This window comes from Methylomonas sp. AM2-LC (assembly GCF_039904985.1).
In the GTDB taxonomy this organism is placed as follows: domain Bacteria; phylum Pseudomonadota; class Gammaproteobacteria; order Methylococcales; family Methylomonadaceae; genus Methylomonas.
In genome coordinates this window covers 180,443-201,541 of the sequence record NZ_CP157005.1, presented here as the reverse complement: position 1 = coordinate 201,541, position 21,099 = coordinate 180,443, and the positions used below count along the sequence as shown (strand labels likewise).

Sequence of the window (21,099 nt, the reverse complement as noted above, 5' to 3'; positions counted from 1 at the left end):
AATCCTCAATTATTCTATTGATAGCATAATTATAGATAATAAAATTCAATGTATTGGAATATATTGATATATATTTACATTTTTTGAACTAGGATAGTTTTTGCGGTACAGGCAACCACATTTGATAAATGCTTATAATGATTTGCATTCCCATCGACAAGCCCATCAATGTACCACTAATAACAACAACATAGGCAAACTCGGGAAGCGCTTTGGTGATGAACCAGGATAGTACATCTAATAACATTGCAATAAAGGGTATAACGACCGCCACGCGTTTAACGTAGATATTAATGTCACAGAGTAGAAAAATTCTACCTATAAAATATAGAATAAAAGCAATACCAAATAAATGGATGTGAGACACCCTCACTAGGCTAGGCAAAGGCGCTCCGCCAGAATGTGTGACTTCTTTGACACCTTTATAATTGGATAAATCCGGAAGTGACGCGTTAATCGTAGGTGTATGGCAAATCGCACAATCCCGATTCAATATTGGTGCAATCTCTGTTTGGTAAGTCGTTTCTTCAGCGCCCTTATGTATCCATTTGCTGATAATTTCTTTATCAGTTTTAAATTTCAAATTGGGTTCCATAATACCGTTAATTGCTGTTTCTAATCGGCTTTGGTTGTAAGAGCCATGGTACATGATGGCAATATCGTCAATCGACAGGCCACGTTTACCATCACGACCCTGATGGGAGTAATAAGTGTTCATTAAAGCGACAATATAACCCAGAGTTATGGTTAACAAAAATACGGTATTCAATATTTTTTCGCTGGTAGATATGTCGCTAAAGCGCGTGCAGTGTTTGTTCATAGTCGTCATTGATAGCATAGATAAAATACCGGAAAGTATCTGCTAGTGATACCAGCCAACAGATTTTGTTACCTGCGTTTACGGTTACCTTAATCCGTCAAAGTTTAAAAAATCAGCCAAGTATTTAAATACAGGGTGTTGTTGTCGCTAGCGTTTCGAGGCATGCCTGTGTCACCGGGTTGTACATTCGTATAGTTTTTGCTTGAGCCGTTAAATCGGGTGTAGGCTACATACTGCAAAGCAAAGCGAATATTTAAATAAGATTCGATCCCGGCTGAAGCTGTTTTGCCGAACGGAACATAGTCGAGTTCGAATGTAAAATATTCAGAATTGGGTTTGTTGGTTGGCGATGCGTAGAGAGTGGTATCGGTACTTCCAGATAAATGATTAAAGCCAGCCGCAAAACTATAGGTTTGATCATAAGTATAAGAGCCATTTAAGCCCAGAAATCCTATTTGCTGTTGGGGATGTGTTGCTCCGCCTTGATTTGCCGTAGCCAATAATTCTTGCTGTTCACGAATATAGCTAGCCTTAACTTCGTATATATGCAATGGATTGGCTAGATATTGATAGTTAAAATCCATGCCTAAATCGGTGTAACGGTCGGTACCCGCAATATTTACATTAGGTTGAATGTTTGCCCTAAAACCAAAGTGACCCAGTGAAAAATAATGCCCGTGCCAATCTTTTTGCAACGCAATTCGCCAATAGGGAGCGCCTCCATCAATTTTAACTGCACCGTTATCCCATTCACCCAGGCCTTTTTGCGCGTATTTGGCAAAGCTAGTGTAAGCACCTGCTTCAAGAAAAACCAAGTCATCAATCATACTATACAATGTTGCACCGCCCACTTGTTGACCCAAAGCGCCAATAATGGGTCCTACCGCGGGAGTGTTAGCCAGAGATGAGCCTACATATGGAAATCCCCATGCTGGAGTGGTATTCCATAAATCTTGAACCGTTGGGTTGTTATTAAAAGAGATGCCGTAAATCAGGTTTTTATCTAACACATCAGATTCAGAGCTTAACCGAATATCTGTGTTGTCCAGTGATAATCGGTTATATATCCCATCATAGCTAAACTGGACAAATGCTCCCATTTGTTGGAGTACTTTACCGCCAAAAAAGACTGATGCCTGATCGAGTGCTAGGTTGTTATTGCTGTTGTAGCCCCGATTTTTGAAATTGGCATCGAAATTTGGATTATCTGGATTGATGAATTTATCGTCATTCCTCTTCGTGTTGGTTAAAGAACCTTGAATCGTACCTCCAAAGCGACTTAAAAATGAATCACCTCCACCAGAGGAATAAGCATTCAACTTAAATTGCCTACCCAAGGGGGTTAAATTGGGCCCAAATGCCTGCGTATGACAGCTAATGCATGCCATGCCTGTTTGACGGGTAAAACTGGGTAGTGCAAACGCAGTATTGGAAATACTTATAAAAAAAACAAGTTCACAAACTATTAATAGCTGTCTTTTATTAAGCGATTTTGATCTTTGTAAAATATTCATAAGAAGTACATTGGTTAGATTGCACTACCTGCGCAATTATTTATCGGCAAGTCAGTTTGATTAATAGAGATTTTTAAAGATTAAGTGATTTAAAAGTCTAATCACTCTGCTTTGTTATGTGTCGATTTCTATAGTTATAAAAGTAAAAACAACAACATGTGATATTTGAAATTTAGTTTTATTAGGTTACTAAATGGGCAGATTGCCTAACGCAAAATTAAGTAATCGTAAGCCAAGAAATGAAAAAGGCACGGCTAAAATCAGTAAAACTGCGATATAACCAATTGCTTTGTAGATGTCATATTTGGAAGGGTTTTGACAATGCATAAATTTTCTCGGTTAAATTAAAGATCTATATGAATCAGTAACAGATTTAATAAAGTTTTTTAAAAAAAATCAAAGTTTTTTCGGGAATACAATTTATGAGGCCATTGACTCATTTCGGCATTTTTTAAAGTGCGTCTTCTCGGGCTGATATTGGATTTGTGCTAAGCTCGACATGTCTCGATCTATGCTCCCTAAAATAAAGTTAACTTTATATGTCTATTCCTAATAGTGGTAACAAAGTTCAATGGGTAAAAAATTTATAGAAAGTTTCTGCCATTAATAAAATAAAATCACCTCCTGATTACCCATAAGCTTTTGAAAATTCAATTCTTAGTCATTGGATTTTAGATTTCAACCCGTGCTATATGGTTTTATTCCATAAGTTGGGTTGGGTTAAAATGAAACCCAAAAGTTTGCCATTCTTGAGTTTACCTATACCCGCTTCTTTATTGGCATAGCCGTTTAACTAGAGCTTTTGTTTAATAAGGTATTACTATTTACTTCAGAAGCCAAAATTATGGCTGTTCTAAATTAATTTCTGTAAAGTTGAGATTTATTCTAATAAATAAGTATGAAATTAATGTTAAGGATTTATTAAAATAAAATTAAGATAATTTTGTGAAAAATAAATCATAACTTGTTTTATATTTATTAAATGAGAATAATACAATAGGTGTTTTACTTGTAATAACAATGGTTAATAAGCCATTTTTTGAACGACAATACTTTGGATTACTAACAAGGGGGTATTGTTGTGGCGAAAGCCAATGCTAGGTACACCAATCACTATCGTAAATATCATTGATGCGGCTTAGTTAGTGAAACCTTGTTTATCGAGGTGAATTAATTTGATATGTGGCGCGCAACAAAAAAGGCCTAGGTCGTTAAACCTAAGCCTTTATATGTCTGGTAGCGGGGGCAGGATTTGAACCTACGACCTTCGGGTTATGAGCCCGACGAGCTACCAAGCTGCTCCACCCCGCGATTGAGCTATGCATTTTGACATGATTATTATTGTTTGGCAAGACTTTTTTTCGATTCAGGTAATTAATAAATCAAAAGGATAGATTTTAGGTTTAATGGCTCTCACCTACGGGGGCCGCAAAACCATCGGCTACCAAGGCTGCAATATTGTTTGCAGTTAATGCTTGTAAGAAAGTTACCAGATCTGCAATTTCTGGCTCGGATAAGCCTAATGGCTTTATCAAAGGCGATAAGTTTTCGTTTACAACACCTCCAGCATTGTAAAAACGCACCACTTCTTCCAGTGTTGCTATAGAGCCATTGTGCATATAGGGTGCGCTAAGTGCTATGTTGCGTAACGAGGGCGTTTTATATGCCCAGCGGTCGTTTGGGGTTTGGCTGATTTCATAATAGCCAAGATCATTTTCTTTCACTTCGGAAATAGTATTGAGTTGTTGACTGGCAACGTCTATAAAAGTGCCGGGGGCTATTTGTACTTGCTTTTTTGCAGGCGTTAATTGCATGGCTTCACGATAGCCTATGCCGGTATTATGCCGATTTTGATCACTAAATAATGCATAGTGCTTGTCTAGACTATGACATTGGTTACAAGCGGCTTTGCCAGTGAATAAGCGAAAACCACGTTGTGCCTGCAAACTTAGGGCTTGAAGTTGTTTGCCGTAATACCAGCGGTCAAATGCAGAATCTGCTGCATTCAGTGTGCGTTGATAACTTGCCAGTGCCTGACCTATAGTTTCCATGCCAGCGGGTTTGTGGAACGCTGATTCAAAAAGGCCATTATAATCGGCGCTGTTTTTAATTTTATCTACCACATATCCAATAGAGGGATTAGCCATTTCATTATGTGCCAATAAAGGTCCCCAAGCTTGTTGTTCCAGCTGATTTTCACGTCCATCATGAAATAATAGCCTAGCATAACCCACATTGTATAAAGTCGGTGCATTACGGCGAATGCTACGCCCTTCCACGCCTATCGGCGTGCGCAATTCATTACTGCTAAAGCCCTGTTCGGGAATATGGCAAATGGCGCAAGAAAAGGTATTGTTAAATGATAGTCGGCGGTCATAAAACAATTTCCGACCCAAGGCTATTTTATCGGTGGTTACAGCATTGTTGGCTGGTTGAGGTAATTTGGGTAAACCTAAGGGTGGTTTCAAAGCATATTCAATCAAGTTGGCAGCATGGCCTTGGCGAAGTTCCAGAGCGAGAGAGTGGGTTTGATAGTCTGTTTGTTGATAATTTTGCTTATCGTCACCCGGCCGAAACAGGTTTTCATGACTGATAATTGTCTTTGGCTTGGCCGATGCAGGGTTTTCCAATAAGGTTTTGATGTCATTAATGACTGTATCGGCATGTAGAAAGTCTACGTTATAGATATTGCGAATTTTCTGGTGAGTATCTATTAAATATACGCGGAGTAGATGTGAATAGGTTCCCGTAAATTCGCCGTTTTTATCAACAATTTTTTGAATATTTTGCGGATAATCGTTAAGAATAGGCTTTAGTTGTTGTTCTGACTGAGTGGTCAGAAATTGCCAGTTGACCGTATTACTGTTCAAGCCTTCACCATAATGTTGCATAGCGGCTGGCTTGTCATGTTCGGGATTAAAACTTAAGGTTAGTAGGCGCACATGTTTGGCTAATTCGGGTTGTTTTTGCAGCTGGCGGGATAATTTATGGAGTACTTGGGTGGCTAACGGGCAGCCATTGACATCGCTACAGGAGGTATAGATAAAACTCAGCAATACCAGCTTATTATCCATAAGTTGATAAAGTGTGGTGGCTTTATTATCGGTTGTAATTACCTCGCCGTTGCCAGCCTGTCCAATGATAGGTAACTGATAACTACCCGGAGCAGCGGGTTGGAAAGCCAGTGGATAGTAACCAGGCGCTGCTGTAGACGTATCTGCCTGGCTAACGTTGCACGCCAAACAAAGTAAAGCCGTTATATAAACATAAATTGGAGTTGCTTTTCTGCGCATCTTTGACGTGAGTTAAACAGGGTTAAGAGCCGTTTGACCAAGTTGTTAGCTAAGATCAAACGGTCATTTTCAACTATATACCCCTTCCAAAAGCCAGTTTTAAGGGCTGGCTTGAGCTTTAGCTAAGCGTTTTGTAACAATTCAAGCTTAATCACATCTGTAGAATGTGCGGCGCATTAATCGCGACAAATGCACTTTACTGTGTTCAGTGTATCCTGTCGCTCATTTCTTTTAAGTTATAAAAAATTACGCCGAATCGTTACTTTCATTTTAGCTGCCGAGGTGTAGTCACCTTATATGCTTAATTGCTTATGACTTATTTTTTTTGTCATATAAAGCATAAGCACCAAAGCGCATCTGATGTGCTCGTCCTAGTTTTTCCTTGGTAAAATCAATAGCAAACTGTTGGGTCAATTGTTTGCCATCCCAGTGATAAGCTTTAAAAAACTGCTCGTTATCAGCGCCTTTTTTATCCCAGTTAGCTAATAGGGAGGAGGTGTAATATAAGCGCTTACCATCCCAGCTAGACGATACCATGTTCACTTGTGCGCCAATTTTTTGTTCAAAAAATTGTTTGGGGTGGAGTGGGTCACTAATGTCAAAGGCACGAGTCTTGCCGTCCATAAAGGTGTTCACCCATAACGTTTTGTCATCACTGGAAATAGAAATATCGACAGGCAGTGGAATTTTACTAGGATCGCCAATATCAGCTACTGCTTGCGCTTGCCACTCGCCTTTGCTGTCGGTATTAATCAGCCAAATTTTAGATGTCAGCGCGGTACTGGTAAAACAATAATCGTGTTTATCGGCCAATGCACAACGAATTTCCAGCGGTGCGCCCGGAACATCAAATACTTTTTTGGGCTGATGACTATGTAAATCCCATTGCACGACAGTATTGCCAAAACGTTTCATTGCTTCGGGGTCGGTGAGCATTTTTCCAAAATCCATCATGTAATTCGACCAGCCAGTAAATGAGGAGGTCAAAAGCAGATTGTGACGTGGCAAGGCACGGACATCATAGTTGTAGCCATCAGCATAATTACCGGATTTAATGGCACCCTGTAAATTGCTATCGGTGGGTAACCAGTAGGTTGCTATGTATTCACCTGCATTGTTATATTCAACCAATGCAGTGCGTCCACCATGATCTTTGTTGTTGGATAAACCGGTAATCAGCATACGCCCCGGTAAGGCATACAAACTATGCGGCCCCACTACGCCACCACTTTTGGAGACAAAATCAGTAATTACTTTAGTGAGTTTCGGTTTGGCTGGATCGCTATACACATCAAATACAAAAATTTTGTTGGTATCCAGCCCTCCTGCCCATAAAAATTTACGGTCATCAGTAAAGTCAGAGTGATGGGCTTCATTGCGTCCGCCAACAGACACGCTATTGATAACTTTGCCATAGTTAGGCGATTTGGGGTTAACATCTGCCGTGACTAGTTTATCTTGTTCGTCTCCCAAGCCTTCTACACCCAATGTCCAGATGTAGACAAAATCCTCTTGACCCGTGATTTTGGGTGCATAGGGTGAGGTACAGGTTTCGTCTGCCTGGGCAGATGATGCACTCACGCTGAGTATAGAGGCAATCAGCGTAGCTTTAAAATACGACGGCAGATTTTTTGCTAAAAATAATTTATTCATAGTATGCATTCCGATAGTTATTATTATGTTTGATCAGTTGTGATTTGCGAAAGCTTTAGGGTAATCACCATAATCTTTAATTCATTCAAGATTTGTAACAAGTACTAAAGCTCGGTTTTTAGAGGTTCCTCCTTAGCTATTACTGCGGGTAGTTGGATCAATAATGGTATGGATTTTTTCGATTCGATTCGCGGGGAAGCCACCTTGTGCGGCGTGTTCACGAATAGCGTTTTCATCGTCGGCAATATAGATGCAATAAACTTTGTCAGCGGTAACAAAGCTTTCTAACCATTGTATTTGTGGCCCCATGTTGCGCAGAATGCCGCAGGATTTTTGCGCAATACTCTGTAACTCTTCTGCTGTTAACTGGCCTGCGCCCTGAATATCGCGCTCGATAATGAATTTAGGCATAAAATCTCCAAATATAAACGACCGGTCGTCTTAAGTGCCGGACTAAAAAAACAGCCAGCTTGGCTGTCGAGTGATGGGTTTTGCTTTCCCATCAATTCTGATAACTATTTAGCGCATTTAGGTAATATAAAATCAATGGACTGCAGGATTTTCTTCACCCAGTGAAGAAAATCTGTCGCATTTGATGTGCCTACTTGCATTTGCACATCCTTTAGAACCTAACCCTTACTTAAAATAGTTATCTAAACCATAAAATAATCTTCCAGTAAATCCTCACAACACGCTTTAAGTGGAGCAACCGATTGCTCCACTTTCATGCGTAATAATGCGCCTTGCCAGCTATTTAGCATTAAATCAGCCATGCTTTTGGCGGAACGATCCTTGCGTACCACACCTTCTTGCTGCCCACGTTCCAGAGCTGTTTTTTGTAAATCGCTATAACGTGCTACCGCTTCCAGTAACGCATTTCGACACAATGGACTGGTGTCACCAATTTCTCCCATCAAATTACCCAGTAAACACCCGCCTTTAAAACCACTTTCTGCTACTTCAGCAATCAACTCTTTGTAATAAGTGCGCAATGCCTCAAGCCCAGTTAAAGCCGGATTTTGTAAATGTAAGCTAAGTCGCTGAATAAATGGCTCTATGTAATGATTGATTGCTTCGGCGGCAAATTGTTCCTTGCTGTTAAAATAGGAATAAAACGAACCTTTGGGAATTTGCACGGTTTCCAGAATTTCTTTCAGTCCGGTAGCGTGATAGCCTTTTTCCAGTAAGATCGTGACACCCTGTTCTAGCAAGCGGTCTTTTTTAATATGTTTGGGTTTTAATGAGTGCATGGCTTTATTATGCGACCGGTCGTCTATTATGTAAAGTTTAATTTAGTTCTCGCTAGAGATTGTTGTAAAGTGGGCTAACAGCATACAATTAATGATTTAAGCATAGCTACGAATTGTGTAAGGCAAGTCCTTAATTGACTAGATATGTTAATTCTGATTAAAACGCAGCAAACTGATACTCATAATGCAACAATACCTTGATTTATTAAATAAAATCCTCAGCGAAGGTTATCGCAAAGCGGATCGTACCGGCAGCGGTACGCTCTCTATTTTTGGTCATCAATTACGTTTTGATTTGGCGCAAGGTTTTCCGTTGCTGACTACCAAGAAAATACATTTAAAATCAATCATTCATGAGTTATTATGGTTTTTAAGCGGTAATACCAATATTAGTTATTTACAGCAAAATGGAGTCACTATCTGGGATGAGTGGGCCAATGAACAAGGAGAGTTAGGTCCTATTTATGGAAAACAATGGCGAAACTGGCCGGTGGCTAATGGCTTGGCGATTGATCAGATCTCTGAAGTACTGAGGCAAATACAGCAGACCCCCAATAGCCGCCGTATGCTGGTATCTGCCTGGAATGTGGCAGATTTGCCCGATGAAAGCTTGTCGCCACAAGTCAATGTCGCTAATGGCAAAATGGCTTTGGCGGCTTGTCATACTTTGTTTCAGTTTTATGTTGCAGAGGGTAAATTGTCTTGCCAGCTTTATCAGCGCAGTTGCGATACTTTTTTAGGCTTACCGTTTAATATTGCCAGTTATGCTCTGCTAACGCACATGTTGGCAGAACAAGCAGATTTACAGGTAGGCGATTTTATTTGGACGGGTGGCGATATTCATTTATATTTGAACCATCTTGAACAGGCTCAGGAACAATTGTTAAGGCAGCCTTTGTCGTTACCCAGTATACAGTTACAGCGTAAACCGGAATCAATTTTTGCCTATTGCTATGAGGATTTTCAACTGCTTAATTATCAAGCACATCCAGCTATTAAAGCGCCTATCTCGGTATAATTACGGTGAATAATGAAAAGCGGCTTAAAATTTTTGCACAGTTAAGCGAAGCCATACCCAATCCTGTAACAGAACTAAATTATAGTACAGCATTTGAATTATTGATTGCAGTGGTATTATCTGCGCAAGCTACCGATAAAGGTGTTAACAAAGCAACGGAAAAACTGTTTGCGGTTGCCAATACGCCTGCGGCCATTTTGAGCTTAGGTGAAAGCGGCCTTAAGGAATATATAAAAACCATTGGCCTGTTTAACAGTAAAGCCAGTAATATTATTAAGCTTTGTACGGCGTTAATGACTCATCATCAGGGGCAAGTGCCGGAAAATAGAGAGGCATTGGAAGCCCTGGCAGGTGTTGGACGTAAAACGGCAAACGTCATTTTAAATACCGCCTTTGATCAGCCGACTATTGCGGTAGATACTCATATTTTTAGGGTTGCAAACCGTACCGGTTTAGGGCCGGGTAAAAATGTGATGGACGTTGAAAAAAAACTCGACAAAACGGTGCCGAAAGTTTACAAAAAAGCTGCACATCATTTGCTTATTCTACACGGTAGGTATACTTGTACTGCCAGAAAACCAAAATGTCAAAATTGTTGTATAGCGCTATGGTGTGAATTTAAAGAAAAGAAATAAAGCTGAATATGCAATAATCCACGTTGAACTTTAGCCAGATAGCATTATCGATAAATGATGCTGAGCGCGAAGTTTAGCACAATAACAAACTATAAAAGTAGATAAGAGGATAAGGCAATGAAAAAATTTAACAAAACTCCACTAGTTTCCGCAATGGGTACTATGGTTATTTCCGGTTTTGCAGCTAATGTCACTGCTGACAGCAATCCGTTTTCAATGACTGAATTGTCCAATGGCTACATGCAAGTGGCTGCTGATACAGCCAACAAGGTAAATGAAGGTGGCTGTGGCGCAAATGGTAAAACGGCTGCAAACACCGTCAAAAAAGCTGAAGGTGCTTGCGGTGAAGGTAAATGTGGCGGCATGATGAACAATGGCAAAATGAAAGCGGGTATGGAAAGTACCTGTGGTGCCATGATGAAAGGTAAAGAAGGTTCTTGCGGAGCCATGGATGCAAATAAAGCTGCAGACAATAAAAAATCTACAGAAATGTCTTGTGGGGCTATGATGAAAGGCCACGAAGGTAGTTGTGGTGCCGCAGTCGATGCCAAAAAAGCGGCAGGCAAATAATATTCTTTAACTGTTCAGCCAGCAGGGTATCAGTGTTTGATGCCCTGCTTAAAGCTTATGTTTGCTGGATGGTTGCAATTCTTTTACCTTATTTGTAGCACGCCTGTATGGACTTTTTGCAATACCTTAATGATTATGGCTATTACGCCCTATTCATCATTACTTTTCTTGAGGGAGAAACCGTGCTTATCATTGCCGGTTTTTTAGCAAGTACCGGACACTTGGCCTTACCCTGGGTCATTGTCTCTGCATTTCTGGGTACCTTTGCCGGAGATCAAACCTTTTTCTATTTGGGGCGCTTTAAAGGTATCGCCTTTTTGGAAAAACGTCCGAGTTGGCATCGCAAAACCGACAAAGTCTTCGATTTACTACGCCGCCATCAAATTAAAGTAGTATTGGGATTCAGATTTATCTACGGAGTGCGTAATGTGACACCTTTTGTTATTGGTGCAAGTCGTATGAATCCGGCCAAGTTTTTTGCACTTAATTTTATTGGTGCTTTGGTATGGGCTATCATTTTTGGTTGTGTTGGATATCAATTCGGGCATGTGGCAGAAGCGATGATAGGCGATATTAAAAAATACGAAGTATATTTGTTGAGCGCCTTGGTATTAGCTGGTGTTTTGCTGTTTTGGCGTTCAACCCAGAAAGCCGAAAAGTAAATAGGCCATGCGTACCACTCAGCAACTAGTTTACGGTGCAGGATTGGGCTTACGACGCTCATTCTTGAGCGAGATAATTGACCATCCCGCTGAACAGGTTGATTTTTTCGAAGTTGCACCGGAAAACTGGATGAATATAGGGGGTAAACTTGGCAAACAATTTCGTGCCATGACAGAGCGCTATCCTTTTATTTGTCATGGATTGTCTTTATCCATAGGTAGTACCGATCCGCTAGATCTGGCTTTTGTGCATAATCTTAAGCATTTTATGCTTCAGCACGGCATCAAGTTTTACAGTGAACACCTCAGTTACTGTAGTCAGCAAGGGCATCTTTACGATTTGATGCCTATGCCGTTTACCGGAGAAGCCGTTAAACATACGGCGCAACGTATCAGGCAAGTGCAGGATATATTAGAGCAAAAAATTGCTATCGAAAATATTTCCTATTACGCGGCACCGGGTCAGGAATTACCGGAAATTGAATTTTTCAATGCGGTGGTGGCTGAAGCCGATTGTGATGTTTTACTCGATATTAATAATATTTATGTAAACAGTGTCAATCATGGTTACGATGCCGAAGCGTTTCTGCGGGCGATTCCGGCAGAACGAATTAGCTATGCTCATATTGCCGGGCATTTTGTGGAAGCCGACGATTTTTTGATCGATACGCACGGTGCCACGGTGATTGATCCAGTTTGGGATTTGCTTGGCAAAGCTTATCGTTTGTATGGGGTGTTTCCTACCTTATTAGAGCGGGATTTTAATCTTCCGCCTTTAGCCGATTTGCTGGAAGAGGTGGCGATAATTGCTCAAATACAGCAAGCGTCGCGTGTCAGTCAGGTGGCCTAATGGCTGTCGATTTTAAAAGCAAGCAGGCTGAGTTTGCCGCCTATATTCGCGACCCGCTTAAGAACGTGCCGCCTGCGGATGTACACCCGCAGCGCATGGTCATGTACCATGAATTATTTTTCAATAATTTCGATAGTTTTTTAAGCAGTAATTTTCCAGTTATTAGGACTTTGTTCGACGACTCGCAATGGCAGGCTTTAAGTAGCGATTTTTTTGCCACGCATCGGTGTAAAACGCCTTACTTTGCAGAGTTTGCAGAAGAATTTATCAGTTATCTGCAAAATCGTCCGCCTGTGGAAGGTTATCCGTTTTTACTGGAATTGGCGCATTACGAATGGGTAGAAATGGCGTTATCTATCGCTGAAGCAGAGCCTCGGCTTGCCGATAGCACATTTATCGAAAATTTATCCACACAGGCACTCGCATTGTCACCCTTGGCCTGGCCTTTGGCTTATCAGTACCCGGTGCAACAGATTTCTACACAGTATTTACCGCTCACCCCGCCCGATTTTCCCACCTATCTATTGGTGTATCGCGATCAGGACTATAATGTACATTTTGTGCAAATTACACCACTCACCTACAGGTTGCTGGATATTCTTGAGCAACAACCTGGCAGTAGTGCGATGCAGTGTATAAACAGCCTAAGTGCCGAAATACAGCAGTTTGATGCGGATACGTTGAGTAGAGAAGGTCTAAAAATCTTTCAGGATATGTTGCTAAAAGGCATTGTTATTCCGGCTGACGGCGTTTAAAGGAATGCACCCAAACTAAACCTTCATCATTCCATACCATATTGGCATGCATTTTTAAAATGATGTCTTTATACAAGGCTAAACTGGGGAAACCTTCAGCCTGAGCATCCGCATCGGTCATGTCGCCTATTTTGTGTCTCTCAACACTGGTTACTTCAAATTCTACCCCTTCCAGAATGAAAGTTTCGCCTGGATAAGCATACAGTCCATCACGGCGTTGCTGGGTTTTATGGCCTGCAAGTGCAGCAGCCACTAGTTTGGGTTGTGTCACCAGTCGTTCAATAGCACAGGTTTTTGTGGGGTAATCGTTGTCAGTCATAATTTTCTGTGAGTCTAAAATTTCTTGCCAGCCTAAAGCAAACGCTCAAAATGAGCAAGTACAAAGCAGTTAAATTTCAATTTGATGCCTAAATTCAGTGCAGCAATTGGGCGTTTGGGCGTTTAATCGGTAAAATAGGCGCTTTGATTAACCCACTGTAAGGTTTGCCATGCGCACTTCTCAATTTCCACTTAGTACCGTTAAAGAAATACCTGCCGATGCAGAAATAGCCAGTCACAAACTAATGATACGTGCCGGTTTAATACGTAAACTGGCTGCCGGGGTTTATACCTGGTTGCCACTGGGGTTACGGGTGTTGCGTAAGGTTGAACAAATAACCCGCGAAGAAATGAATAAAGCGGGTGCATTGGAAGTGTTGATGCCTGCCTTACAACCAGCCGAACTTTGGCAGGAAACCGGACGTTGGGAAAAATATGGGCCAGAACTGGCGCGCTTGAAAGATCGACATGAGCGTGATTTTTGTTTGGGGCCTACCCACGAAGAAATTATTACCGATTTGGCGCGTAATGAGCTAAAAAGTTATAAACAATTACCAGTCACCTATTATCAAATTCAGACTAAATTTCGCGACGAAATTCGGCCACGTTTTGGCATTATGCGTTGTAGAGAGTTTTTGATGAAAGATGCTTATTCCTTTCATTTGGATCAAACCTCCTTGCAGGAAACATACGAGGTAATGTATCAAACATATACCAATATATTTAATCGTTTTGGTCTTAAATTTCGCGCGGTGATTGCCGATTCCGGCGCTATAGGTGGCGCGGTATCTCACGAGTTTCATGTGTTGGCCGATTCAGGTGAAGACGCTATCGCTTTTTCAACTGGCAGCGATTATGCCGCCAATGTCGAAAAAGCCGAAGCATTACCAGCAACTGGCAGCCGAGTAGCAACCAGTGCCGAGTTTCAGCGCCAGGATACACCCAATCAGCACAGTATTGCCGATGTCAGTGAGTTTTTTAAAGTCAGTCCAGCGCAATGTTTAAAAACCCTGATAGTCAGAGGCGAAGAGCAAGGTTTGGTAGCCTTATTGTTACGCGGTGATCATGAGTTAAATCCCATTAAAGCGGAAAAACTACCCGGTGTGTTTTCGCCGTTACAATTTGCCACCGAAGCAGAAATTCAGCTGGCTTGTGGCTGTAAACCGGGTTCCATTGGCCCTATTGGTTTACGTATACCCATTATTGCCGATCATAGTGTTAGCCTGCTGGCCGATTTTATTTGTGGTGCTAATCAGGACGGGCAACATTATGTAGGCGTTAATTGGGAGCGGGATGTGCCACTACCTACCCAGATTGCCGATTTACGCATGGTGGTCAATGGCGATCCCAGTCCAGATGGTAAAGGCGAGATTACTATTGCTCGAGGCATAGAAGTGGGACATATTTTTCAACTGGGTAACAAATACAGTCAGGCCATGAATGCTGCGGTTATCAACGAAGCCGGTAAAAATCACATTATGCTGATGGGCTGTTACGGTATTGGTATATCGCGGGTTGTGGCAGCCGCCATTGAACAAGGTCATGATGAGCGCGGCATCATCTGGCCGAACGAGCTGGCCCCCTTTCAGGTAGCACTGTGCCCCATGAATATGCATAAATCTGATCGCTTGGGAGATACAGTAGACAAACTGTATCAGGAACTACAGGTGGCAGGGATAGAAGTGTTGCTGGATGACAGAAAAGTGCGTGCCGGTTTTATGTTTTCGGATATGGAGTTGATTGGTATACCGCATCGCATCGTATTAAGCGATCGCGGTTTGGATAGTGGTACGGTTGAATATCAGGGGCGTACCGATACAGAAAGTCAGGAATTGCCGTTTGCGGAGATTGTCAGCTTTATTAAAAGTAAACTGGCTTAAAGCTGGTTGGCTGTTCACTTAATAAGGTAGATAACCAAGAAATAACCGTTCGTCCTGAGCTCTGTCGAAGGATGAACGGTTATGCTGCTTATCCTTCGACAAGGCTCCCATGGACGGTGCTTTCTAGTGAAGTGCATCGTTTGCGAATGATGCGCCGCCCGTTGGTTGGCACATCCACTTGCTATTTAACGTACCAAGGTAAACATAACTTTCACAGCACCACATTTTGGGCAGCCCCAATCTTCGGGTACATCTTCCCACAAGGTACCCGGTGGTATGCCTTGTTTAGGGTCGCCCAGCGCTTCGTCATAAATATGACCACAGGTTTTACATTTATATTTTCTGTATTCTGCCATCTTCTTGCCTCTGATTGAAAGGTTAATAATGCCTTTTTATTCTAACCCAAGCACGGTTGTTAAAAAACCATGAATTATTTGTAGGTTAGTGAGTAGTGGGTATCTGTTCTTGGGCTAAATATTGTCACGCTCTGTCTATATAGAATGGCTAGACATTTAAAAAAGTGACCAAAATGGTCACATTTTGACTTTATAAGGTGGATTTTTCTAGTTTTAATTCGATTAATACACTTTGTTCATATACTTATTTTTAGCAGAAAGCCAATAGGTATCAGGGTAATCGGTATAGAAATCTATGTTGGCATACAATATGCTAGTTATAAATTGTTTTTTACACTTTATAACAATTTAGGAGCGTCATTAATGACTATGCAATTCCAAAAAGCTCAACAAGGTTTTACGTTAATCGAGCTGATGATCGTGGTTGCGATTATCGGTATTTTATCGGCCATGGCAATTCCAGCTTATACAAACTATACCACCAGAGCACAAGTTTCAGAGGCTATGATACTTTTAGACGGTATTAAAACACCCACTGTTCAGGGTATCTCTGAGCTGGGTATTGCAGGTGGATGTAGCTCTACTAATAATCCTTATTTGACGAATAGTTTTGTTTCGAAGGGTACTTATGTAACTATTGCATATCAAGCCGTATCTGGTTCTAACTGTCCGATAAGTGCAACATTCAACGCAAGTTCTTCGATAAATTCAGCTACGATCACATTTACTTACAATGTTTCTAGCGGGTCTTGGCTTTGCACAACTGCTAATGTTGGCGCAGCTAAACCAGCTACGTGTAGTTAATTTGTTTAGCCTTTTGTAGATATAGATTGAACGAGCCCGATAAGGGCTCGTTTTTTTTACTTTTATTATTTTCCTTCCTAATGAACTCGAATATAAACGCAAATAGATTGTATGTCGTGTTGTTGCATGGATTGGGACTGCTAGTTTTCATTCCCTTTACCTATCATAGAGGTACAGACCCAATGACAAATTTTGTCAATGAATGGCTGGCCTTTCTGCTGGGAATTTTGGTGATTGCGAGCTATTTATTTTTGGTTAAGCCGAAGACTATAAAGATTCCAGCTATTATTGTGTTGCCGATTAGTTTGGTGGGATTAGTGCTAGTGCAAATGCTGTTCAACACTGCCATGGTATTTAGCAGTGCACATTTGGCTATTTTGTATTTAATTTGGGCTGCTTTTTTGTTGGTTGTTGTAGCAAATATTCGAGATCAACTAGGGGTTAGCAAAATTTCTTTGGTGTTGAGTGGCTATTTTGTCGCAGGCGGTTTTTGGAATTTTTTCATAGAGTTTAGGCATTTTGGGTTTTCAGCAACTGGTTTTCAGATACAACCAGAGTTAATGGGGGTGGGTAGCCTGGGCCAAAGAAATCATCTGTGCGATTATGTATTTTTGTCCAGTTGTTCTTTGCTGTATTTGTTTGCTCGTAATCGGGTTGGCTGGTGGATTTTAAGTCTTGGGTTATTATTCTTTACTGCTGAAATGACGTTATCAACCTCTCGAACTGCTTTTCTATATTTTTTGGCAGGCGCCGTTCTGATCGCTTTCTGGCGTAAAATGCAGGATAAAGTTGTTTATCAGCGTTTGTTTAAAGGCTATTTACTGTTTGCCGTACTTTTTATAGTTTGGCAGTCCTTATATCCTCTATTGGTGCAAGCCGTGCAACCTTTGCAAAGTCATGGTGGCGCGGGTGTCACAAGGTTAATAATGGGTGGCAGTTCAGCCAATACGCCCTCTGTGCGTTTATTTTTTTGGCAAGAAGCCTGGGAAATTTTTCTACAAGCACCTTGGTTGGGTGTAGGTGTTGGTGAATATGATTGGGCATTTTTTATGCATAGCCAAGAGCATTCGCATGCATTAATAAACAACCATATCGAGCACGCACATAATCTGTTCTTGCATATCATGTCAGAAATGGGTCTGGCTGGTTTGTTATGTGTTTTGATTTGTGGCGGTTTGTGGTTAAAACAGGTTTGGCAAACACAAGTGAAGTATTATGAGATTGGGAGTTGGTGGTTGTGTGCATTACTTATAACACTGGGCATTCACAGTATGCTTGAATATCCCTTGTGGTACAGTCATTTTTTAGGTGTTTTTGCAATCATATTAGGCTGCTATGATAGTCGCCATTATACTTTACACTTTACTAGGTTGATGCATGGTGCCTTGTGTTTCATTCCAGTGTTTGCTCTGTATTTATTGATCGATACCGGGCGCAGTTTTTTAATTCTGGAAAAGTATTACGAAGCGGCCAGACTGGGCCACTCTATTCCAGGTGATGGTCAAGAAGTGGTAGCCATTAGTAATGGCGGATTGCTAAAACCATATGGCATGAAATATTTTGCGGTAATGTTCAAGCTGGAAAGTGCACATGCCGATGAGCGTGCTACCTTTACTGAAAAAGCCATGCATTTTGAACCTATACCGCCTTTAGTCTATAAACAGGCCGCTTATCTGGCATTTGATGACAAACCACAGGAGGCTTTGCAGTTATTTCATAGGTCTGTAGCTTCGTATCCTACCTTTCTTCCCGATTTTGTGGAACAGATAAATATGCTACCACAAGGTGATCAGGATAAACTGGCCTTTTTATTTGACGCTAAAACCGCAGAATTGGTTGCTGGACATTAATTTCATAGGTTAGACTGGTTTTGGTACACCATATTACCCTTTGTAACCCCTTAAATATAGTAATTTCAACCATTGCTATGGTCTAAAAAAGATGCAAAGAATTGAGAAAGGTTTTACATTGATTGAACTGATGATAGTTGTTTCTATCATTGGTATTTTAGTTTTGATAGCACTCCCAGCGTATAGTAATTATGTAGCAAAATCACAATTAGCAGAGGCTACAGGCTTGTTGTCCGGGTTTAAGATACCCGTTATGACTGCAGTAGATACGACTGGTTTGGTTAATTGTAATAATAGTGCTAGTGGCGCATTATCGAGTTTGGTTTCATCTGGGAACTACGTTAATAATATAACTCTCAGTACCGACAACACATCTTATTGCAAAGCGTTAACCAGTTTTAATACCAATACCGGGGTTGCATCTTATCAGGTATCAAATACCTATTGGTTTGGCGGTGCGAAAATTGGCTGGACATGCGCGGCCAATCTACCTGCTAATTTAATGTTACCGGGTTGTAGTTACAGCTTAAATCCGTAACTTAGTGTTTGGGATTTAGAGTTTTGGGCTGCTTATAAAAACAACGGAGCCAATACCAAAGTTACCGTTGCCAACAGCTTAATCAACACATGCAGACTCGGGCCTGCTGTATCTTTAAACGGATCGCCCACCGTATCCCCCACTACAGTGGCCGCATGGGTGGGGTTTTTAATTTTTTGGCCGTTGGCATCTGTCATATATTTGCCGCCATGCGCACCTGATTCCACATATTTTTTGGCGTTATCCCAGGCACCGCCAGCATTATTCAGATACAGTGCCATCAGTATTCCCACCAGCGTAGCCACCATCAACAGCGCAGCAACACTTTCTGCGGCGATGAGCGGACCTTCTACGCCGATAAACGCTTTAAACAGCAAACCCACCACCAGCGGTGCCAACACCACCAGTAAGCCGGGAGCGATCATTTTACGTAGCGCTGCGCGGGTAACAATATCCACACATGCTGCATAATCCGGTTTAAAGTCGTCACTAAACTGGATAATGTCGTTAACGCGCGGCAAACTGGCAAACTGGTGACGCACTTCTTCAATAATGCTTTTTGCGGTACTGCCTACTGCACGAATGGTCATCGAGCAAAATAAAAATACCAGCATGGCACCCAGTAAGGCACCCACAAACACCACGGGTTTGCCCAGATTGACTACAAATTCGCTGGATTCGGGCAAACCGGCATAATTTTTAATTTCGTCCATATAGGCTTGAAATAACAGAAAGGCAGCCAGACCGGCACTGCCTATGGCATAACCTTTGGTGAGTGCTTTGGTGGTATTGCCCACCGCATCCAGTTTGTCGGTACGCTCACGTATTTCGGGTGGCTGTTCGGTCATTTCTATAATGCCGCCAGCATTGTCGGTGATAGGCCCAAAACTATCCATGGCTAGAATATAAGCGGCAGTTGCCAGCATACCCATAGTGGCAACAGCCGTACCAAATAATCCCGCGTGTGGTAAACCGCTGGTTACGCCCAGATAATATGAACTTAATAAGGCACATGCCATGACGATGGTTGGCATCCAGGTACATTCAAAACCGACAGCAGTCCCTTCTATGATATTGGTCGCAGGACCAGTGGTGCTGGCGGCCGCAATAGCTTGTACCGGCCGGAAACGGGCTTCGGTGTAATATTGGGTAATATAAACAAAAGCGACCGAGGTTAACACGCCAATAATGCCGCATAGGGTAAAATGCCACCAGGCGTCACTGGCCAGTGGATTGTCCAGCAGCCATTTTGCAGCCAATGCAAACAAGGGCATGGCCAGGAATACACTAATGAAATAACCACGATTCAACGCCTGCATGGGCTCTTGCTGTTCACTGTTAAGGCGCACACTGAGTATGCCAACCATACTGGCGAGTATGCCAAAGGCGCGGGCAATTAATGGAAACATCATGACGCCCAATAGTCCGTTGCTAAAACCCATGCCTGCATTTTCAGCAGCGACTGCCAAGCTACTCGCCAGTATCATGGCACCTATATTTTCTGCCGCTGTGGATTCAAATAAATCGGCTCCCCGCCCCGCACAATCGCCTACATTGTCACCCACCAAATCAGCAATAACCGCAGGATTACGCGGGTCGTCTTCGGGTATACCGGCTTCCACTTTGCCCACCAGATCGGCACCCACATCGGCGGCTTTGGTATAAATACCACCACCTACTTGCGCGAAGAGCGCCACAAATGAAGCACCAAAACCGTAACCGACAATGAGCAATGGAATTTTAACGATATGGATTTCAGGCGTCAGTAATTTTACCAGGGCAAATAATCCCGCTACTCCCAATAAACTCATGGCGACTACCACCATGCCGGTAACACCGCCTGCACGCAGAGCAATCTGTAATGCGCCGTTCAAGCTGGTGCGGGCGGCAGCGGCAGCACGAATATTGGCGCGGATACTCACCCACATACCCACGTAACCCGCACACACCGAGCATATTGCACCCAATATAAAGGAAACAGTTATCCAAATCGCTAATGGCATGGCGGTTGAGACTGGATCAAACTCGCGGTGGGTACGTATCAGGCCATAGCCTATAAATAACAGCAGGGCAAACACTGCGCTAAGACCCAAAATAGTGCGATTTTGACGTTTTAGAAAGGCTTCTGCGCCTTCTTTTATGGCATCAGAAATTTTAAGCATCGCTGCAGTGCCGGTTTCTTTGCTCAACACCCATCGAGCCAGCCAGGCTGCGAAAGCTAAACCCATCAGGGGGATACCAAGGACTAGCGCATTCAATGTGGCAAAATTTGCAGTTAGCATAAGTAGTCTTTTAAATTATTGAGGAGGTTTGTCATTTTTCAGCCTAACTGC

The 21,099-nt window shown here is 42.0% G+C and carries 19 protein-coding genes and 1 tRNA gene; 10 read left to right on the top strand and 10 right to left on the bottom strand.

Annotation, left to right across the window (positions count from 1 at the left end; genetic code table 11):
- Positions 1-88: 88 nt before the first annotated feature.
- From ABH008_RS00935 to ABH008_RS00905, 7 genes are all read right to left on the bottom strand, one after another.
- Positions 89-820, bottom strand: coding sequence for a hypothetical protein (locus ABH008_RS00935; protein ID WP_347987999.1), 732 nt, complete (start codon positions 818-820; stop codon positions 89-91).
- 104 nt (positions 821-924) lie between these two features.
- Positions 925-2,334, bottom strand: coding sequence for a cytochrome C (locus ABH008_RS00930; protein ID WP_347987998.1), 1,410 nt, complete (start codon positions 2,332-2,334; stop codon positions 925-927).
- Positions 2,335-3,568: 1,234 nt separating this feature from the next.
- Positions 3,569-3,645: transfer RNA gene (locus tag ABH008_RS00925), tRNA-Met, on the bottom strand.
- Between the two features lie 92 nt (positions 3,646-3,737).
- Entirely contained in the window at positions 3,738-5,627 is a 1,890-nt protein-coding gene (locus ABH008_RS00920; protein ID WP_347987997.1) for a cytochrome c peroxidase, read from the bottom strand.
- 309 nt (positions 5,628-5,936) lie between these two features.
- Entirely contained in the window at positions 5,937-7,280 is a 1,344-nt protein-coding gene (locus ABH008_RS00915; RefSeq protein WP_347987996.1) for a selenium-binding protein SBP56-related protein, read from the bottom strand.
- A 132-nt stretch (positions 7,281-7,412) separates the two neighbouring features.
- On the bottom strand, positions 7,413-7,691 hold the full coding sequence (locus tag ABH008_RS00910; RefSeq protein ID WP_347987995.1) for a DUF4242 domain-containing protein: 279 nt from the start codon (positions 7,689-7,691) through the stop codon (positions 7,413-7,415).
- Between the two features lie 242 nt (positions 7,692-7,933).
- Positions 7,934-8,530 carry a TetR family transcriptional regulator C-terminal domain-containing protein gene (locus ABH008_RS00905; RefSeq protein WP_347987994.1) on the bottom strand — a complete coding sequence of 199 codons (597 nt, stop codon included), beginning with the start codon at positions 8,528-8,530 and terminating at the stop codon, positions 7,934-7,936.
- 184 nt (positions 8,531-8,714) lie between these two features.
- Here ABH008_RS00905 and thyA point away from each other — a divergent pair, with 184 nt between their 5' ends.
- The 6 genes from thyA (at position 8,715) to ABH008_RS00875 (ending at position 13,020) form a co-directional block, all read left to right on the top strand.
- Positions 8,715-9,548, top strand: a complete 834-nt coding sequence (gene thyA, locus ABH008_RS00900) for a thymidylate synthase (protein ID WP_347987993.1) — start codon at positions 8,715-8,717, stop codon at positions 9,546-9,548.
- Positions 9,549-9,553: 5 nt separating this feature from the next.
- On the top strand, positions 9,554-10,183 hold the full coding sequence (nth, locus tag ABH008_RS00895) for an endonuclease III (RefSeq protein ID WP_347987992.1): 630 nt from the start codon (positions 9,554-9,556) through the stop codon (positions 10,181-10,183).
- A gap of 117 nt (positions 10,184-10,300) precedes the next feature.
- Positions 10,301-10,753, top strand: a complete 453-nt coding sequence (locus ABH008_RS00890; RefSeq protein ID WP_347987991.1) for a hypothetical protein — start codon at positions 10,301-10,303, stop codon at positions 10,751-10,753.
- A gap of 107 nt (positions 10,754-10,860) precedes the next feature.
- Positions 10,861-11,415 (top strand): DedA family protein, encoded by a 555-nt coding sequence (locus ABH008_RS00885; RefSeq protein ID WP_347987990.1) that lies wholly within the window; start codon positions 10,861-10,863, stop codon positions 11,413-11,415.
- Between the two features lie 7 nt (positions 11,416-11,422).
- Positions 11,423-12,265 (top strand): DUF692 domain-containing protein, encoded by an 843-nt coding sequence (locus tag ABH008_RS00880; protein ID WP_347987989.1) that lies wholly within the window; start codon positions 11,423-11,425, stop codon positions 12,263-12,265.
- Complete coding sequence (locus ABH008_RS00875; RefSeq protein ID WP_347987988.1) at positions 12,265-13,020, top strand: putative DNA-binding domain-containing protein; 756 nt, start codon at positions 12,265-12,267, stop codon at positions 13,018-13,020. Before ABH008_RS00880 ends, ABH008_RS00875 begins: the two co-directional genes overlap by 1 nt.
- On the opposite strand, the gene ABH008_RS00870 is transcribed toward ABH008_RS00875, so the two are convergent.
- The gene (locus ABH008_RS00870) at positions 12,998-13,339 is read right to left on the bottom strand and encodes an ASCH domain-containing protein (RefSeq protein ID WP_347987987.1); all 342 of its coding nucleotides are present in this window, start codon (positions 13,337-13,339) and stop codon (positions 12,998-13,000) included. The two genes, ABH008_RS00875 and ABH008_RS00870, sit on opposite strands and share 23 nt — an antisense overlap.
- Positions 13,340-13,508: 169 nt before the next feature.
- On the opposite strand from ABH008_RS00870, the gene ABH008_RS00865 reads away from it, so the two are divergent.
- Positions 13,509-15,218 (top strand): proline--tRNA ligase, encoded by a 1,710-nt coding sequence (locus ABH008_RS00865; protein WP_347987986.1) that lies wholly within the window; start codon positions 13,509-13,511, stop codon positions 15,216-15,218.
- 185 nt (positions 15,219-15,403) lie between these two features.
- Here the strand turns inward: ABH008_RS00865 and ABH008_RS00860 are convergent, their stop codons facing one another.
- Positions 15,404-15,574, bottom strand: a complete 171-nt coding sequence (locus ABH008_RS00860) for a rubredoxin (RefSeq protein WP_347987985.1) — start codon at positions 15,572-15,574, stop codon at positions 15,404-15,406.
- Positions 15,575-15,937: 363 nt separating this feature from the next.
- Between ABH008_RS00860 and ABH008_RS00855 the strand changes: the two genes are divergently transcribed.
- From ABH008_RS00855 to ABH008_RS00845, 3 genes are all read left to right on the top strand, one after another.
- Positions 15,938-16,378, top strand: coding sequence for a pilin (locus ABH008_RS00855; RefSeq protein WP_347987984.1), 441 nt, complete (start codon positions 15,938-15,940; stop codon positions 16,376-16,378).
- A 182-nt stretch (positions 16,379-16,560) separates the two neighbouring features.
- A complete protein-coding gene (locus ABH008_RS00850) occupies positions 16,561-18,228 on the top strand; it encodes a Wzy polymerase domain-containing protein (protein WP_347987983.1) in 1,668 nt (555 codons plus the stop codon).
- Between the two features lie 91 nt (positions 18,229-18,319).
- Positions 18,320-18,766, top strand: coding sequence for a prepilin-type N-terminal cleavage/methylation domain-containing protein (locus ABH008_RS00845; protein WP_347987982.1), 447 nt, complete (start codon positions 18,320-18,322; stop codon positions 18,764-18,766).
- Between the two features lie 32 nt (positions 18,767-18,798).
- Here the strand turns inward: ABH008_RS00845 and ABH008_RS00840 are convergent, their stop codons facing one another.
- A complete protein-coding gene (locus tag ABH008_RS00840; protein WP_347987981.1) occupies positions 18,799-21,048 on the bottom strand; it encodes a sodium-translocating pyrophosphatase in 2,250 nt (749 codons plus the stop codon).
- Positions 21,049-21,099 lie beyond the last annotated feature (51 nt).

What these genes read in the sequence shown, in the direction of transcription:
- ABH008_RS00935 (WP_347987999.1), bottom strand. Translation starts at nt 820, where the DNA reads ATGAACAAACACTGCACGCGCTTTAGCGACATATCTACCAGCGAAAAA.
- ABH008_RS00930 (WP_347987998.1), bottom strand. Translation starts at nt 2,334, where the DNA reads ATGAATATTTTACAAAGATCAAAATCGCTTAATAAAAGACAGCTATTA.
- ABH008_RS00920 (WP_347987997.1), bottom strand. Translation starts at nt 5,627, where the DNA reads ATGCGCAGAAAAGCAACTCCAATTTATGTTTATATAACGGCTTTACTT.
- ABH008_RS00915 (WP_347987996.1), bottom strand. Translation starts at nt 7,280, where the DNA reads ATGAATAAATTATTTTTAGCAAAAAATCTGCCGTCGTATTTTAAAGCT.
- ABH008_RS00910 (WP_347987995.1), bottom strand. Translation starts at nt 7,691, where the DNA reads ATGCCTAAATTCATTATCGAGCGCGATATTCAGGGCGCAGGCCAGTTA.
- ABH008_RS00905 (WP_347987994.1), bottom strand. Translation starts at nt 8,530, where the DNA reads ATGCACTCATTAAAACCCAAACATATTAAAAAAGACCGCTTGCTAGAA.
- thyA (WP_347987993.1), top strand. Translation starts at nt 8,715, where the DNA reads ATGCAACAATACCTTGATTTATTAAATAAAATCCTCAGCGAAGGTTAT.
- ABH008_RS00890 (WP_347987991.1), top strand. Translation starts at nt 10,301, where the DNA reads ATGAAAAAATTTAACAAAACTCCACTAGTTTCCGCAATGGGTACTATG.
- ABH008_RS00885 (WP_347987990.1), top strand. Translation starts at nt 10,861, where the DNA reads ATGGACTTTTTGCAATACCTTAATGATTATGGCTATTACGCCCTATTC.
- ABH008_RS00880 (WP_347987989.1), top strand. Translation starts at nt 11,423, where the DNA reads ATGCGTACCACTCAGCAACTAGTTTACGGTGCAGGATTGGGCTTACGA.
- ABH008_RS00875 (WP_347987988.1), top strand. Translation starts at nt 12,265, where the DNA reads ATGGCTGTCGATTTTAAAAGCAAGCAGGCTGAGTTTGCCGCCTATATT.
- ABH008_RS00870 (WP_347987987.1), bottom strand. Translation starts at nt 13,339, where the DNA reads ATGACTGACAACGATTACCCCACAAAAACCTGTGCTATTGAACGACTG.
- ABH008_RS00865 (WP_347987986.1), top strand. Translation starts at nt 13,509, where the DNA reads ATGCGCACTTCTCAATTTCCACTTAGTACCGTTAAAGAAATACCTGCC.
- ABH008_RS00860 (WP_347987985.1), bottom strand. Translation starts at nt 15,574, where the DNA reads ATGGCAGAATACAGAAAATATAAATGTAAAACCTGTGGTCATATTTAT.
- ABH008_RS00855 (WP_347987984.1), top strand. Translation starts at nt 15,938, where the DNA reads ATGACTATGCAATTCCAAAAAGCTCAACAAGGTTTTACGTTAATCGAG.
- ABH008_RS00850 (WP_347987983.1), top strand. Translation starts at nt 16,561, where the DNA reads ATGACAAATTTTGTCAATGAATGGCTGGCCTTTCTGCTGGGAATTTTG.
- ABH008_RS00845 (WP_347987982.1), top strand. Translation starts at nt 18,320, where the DNA reads ATGCAAAGAATTGAGAAAGGTTTTACATTGATTGAACTGATGATAGTT.
- ABH008_RS00840 (WP_347987981.1), bottom strand. Translation starts at nt 21,048, where the DNA reads ATGCTAACTGCAAATTTTGCCACATTGAATGCGCTAGTCCTTGGTATC.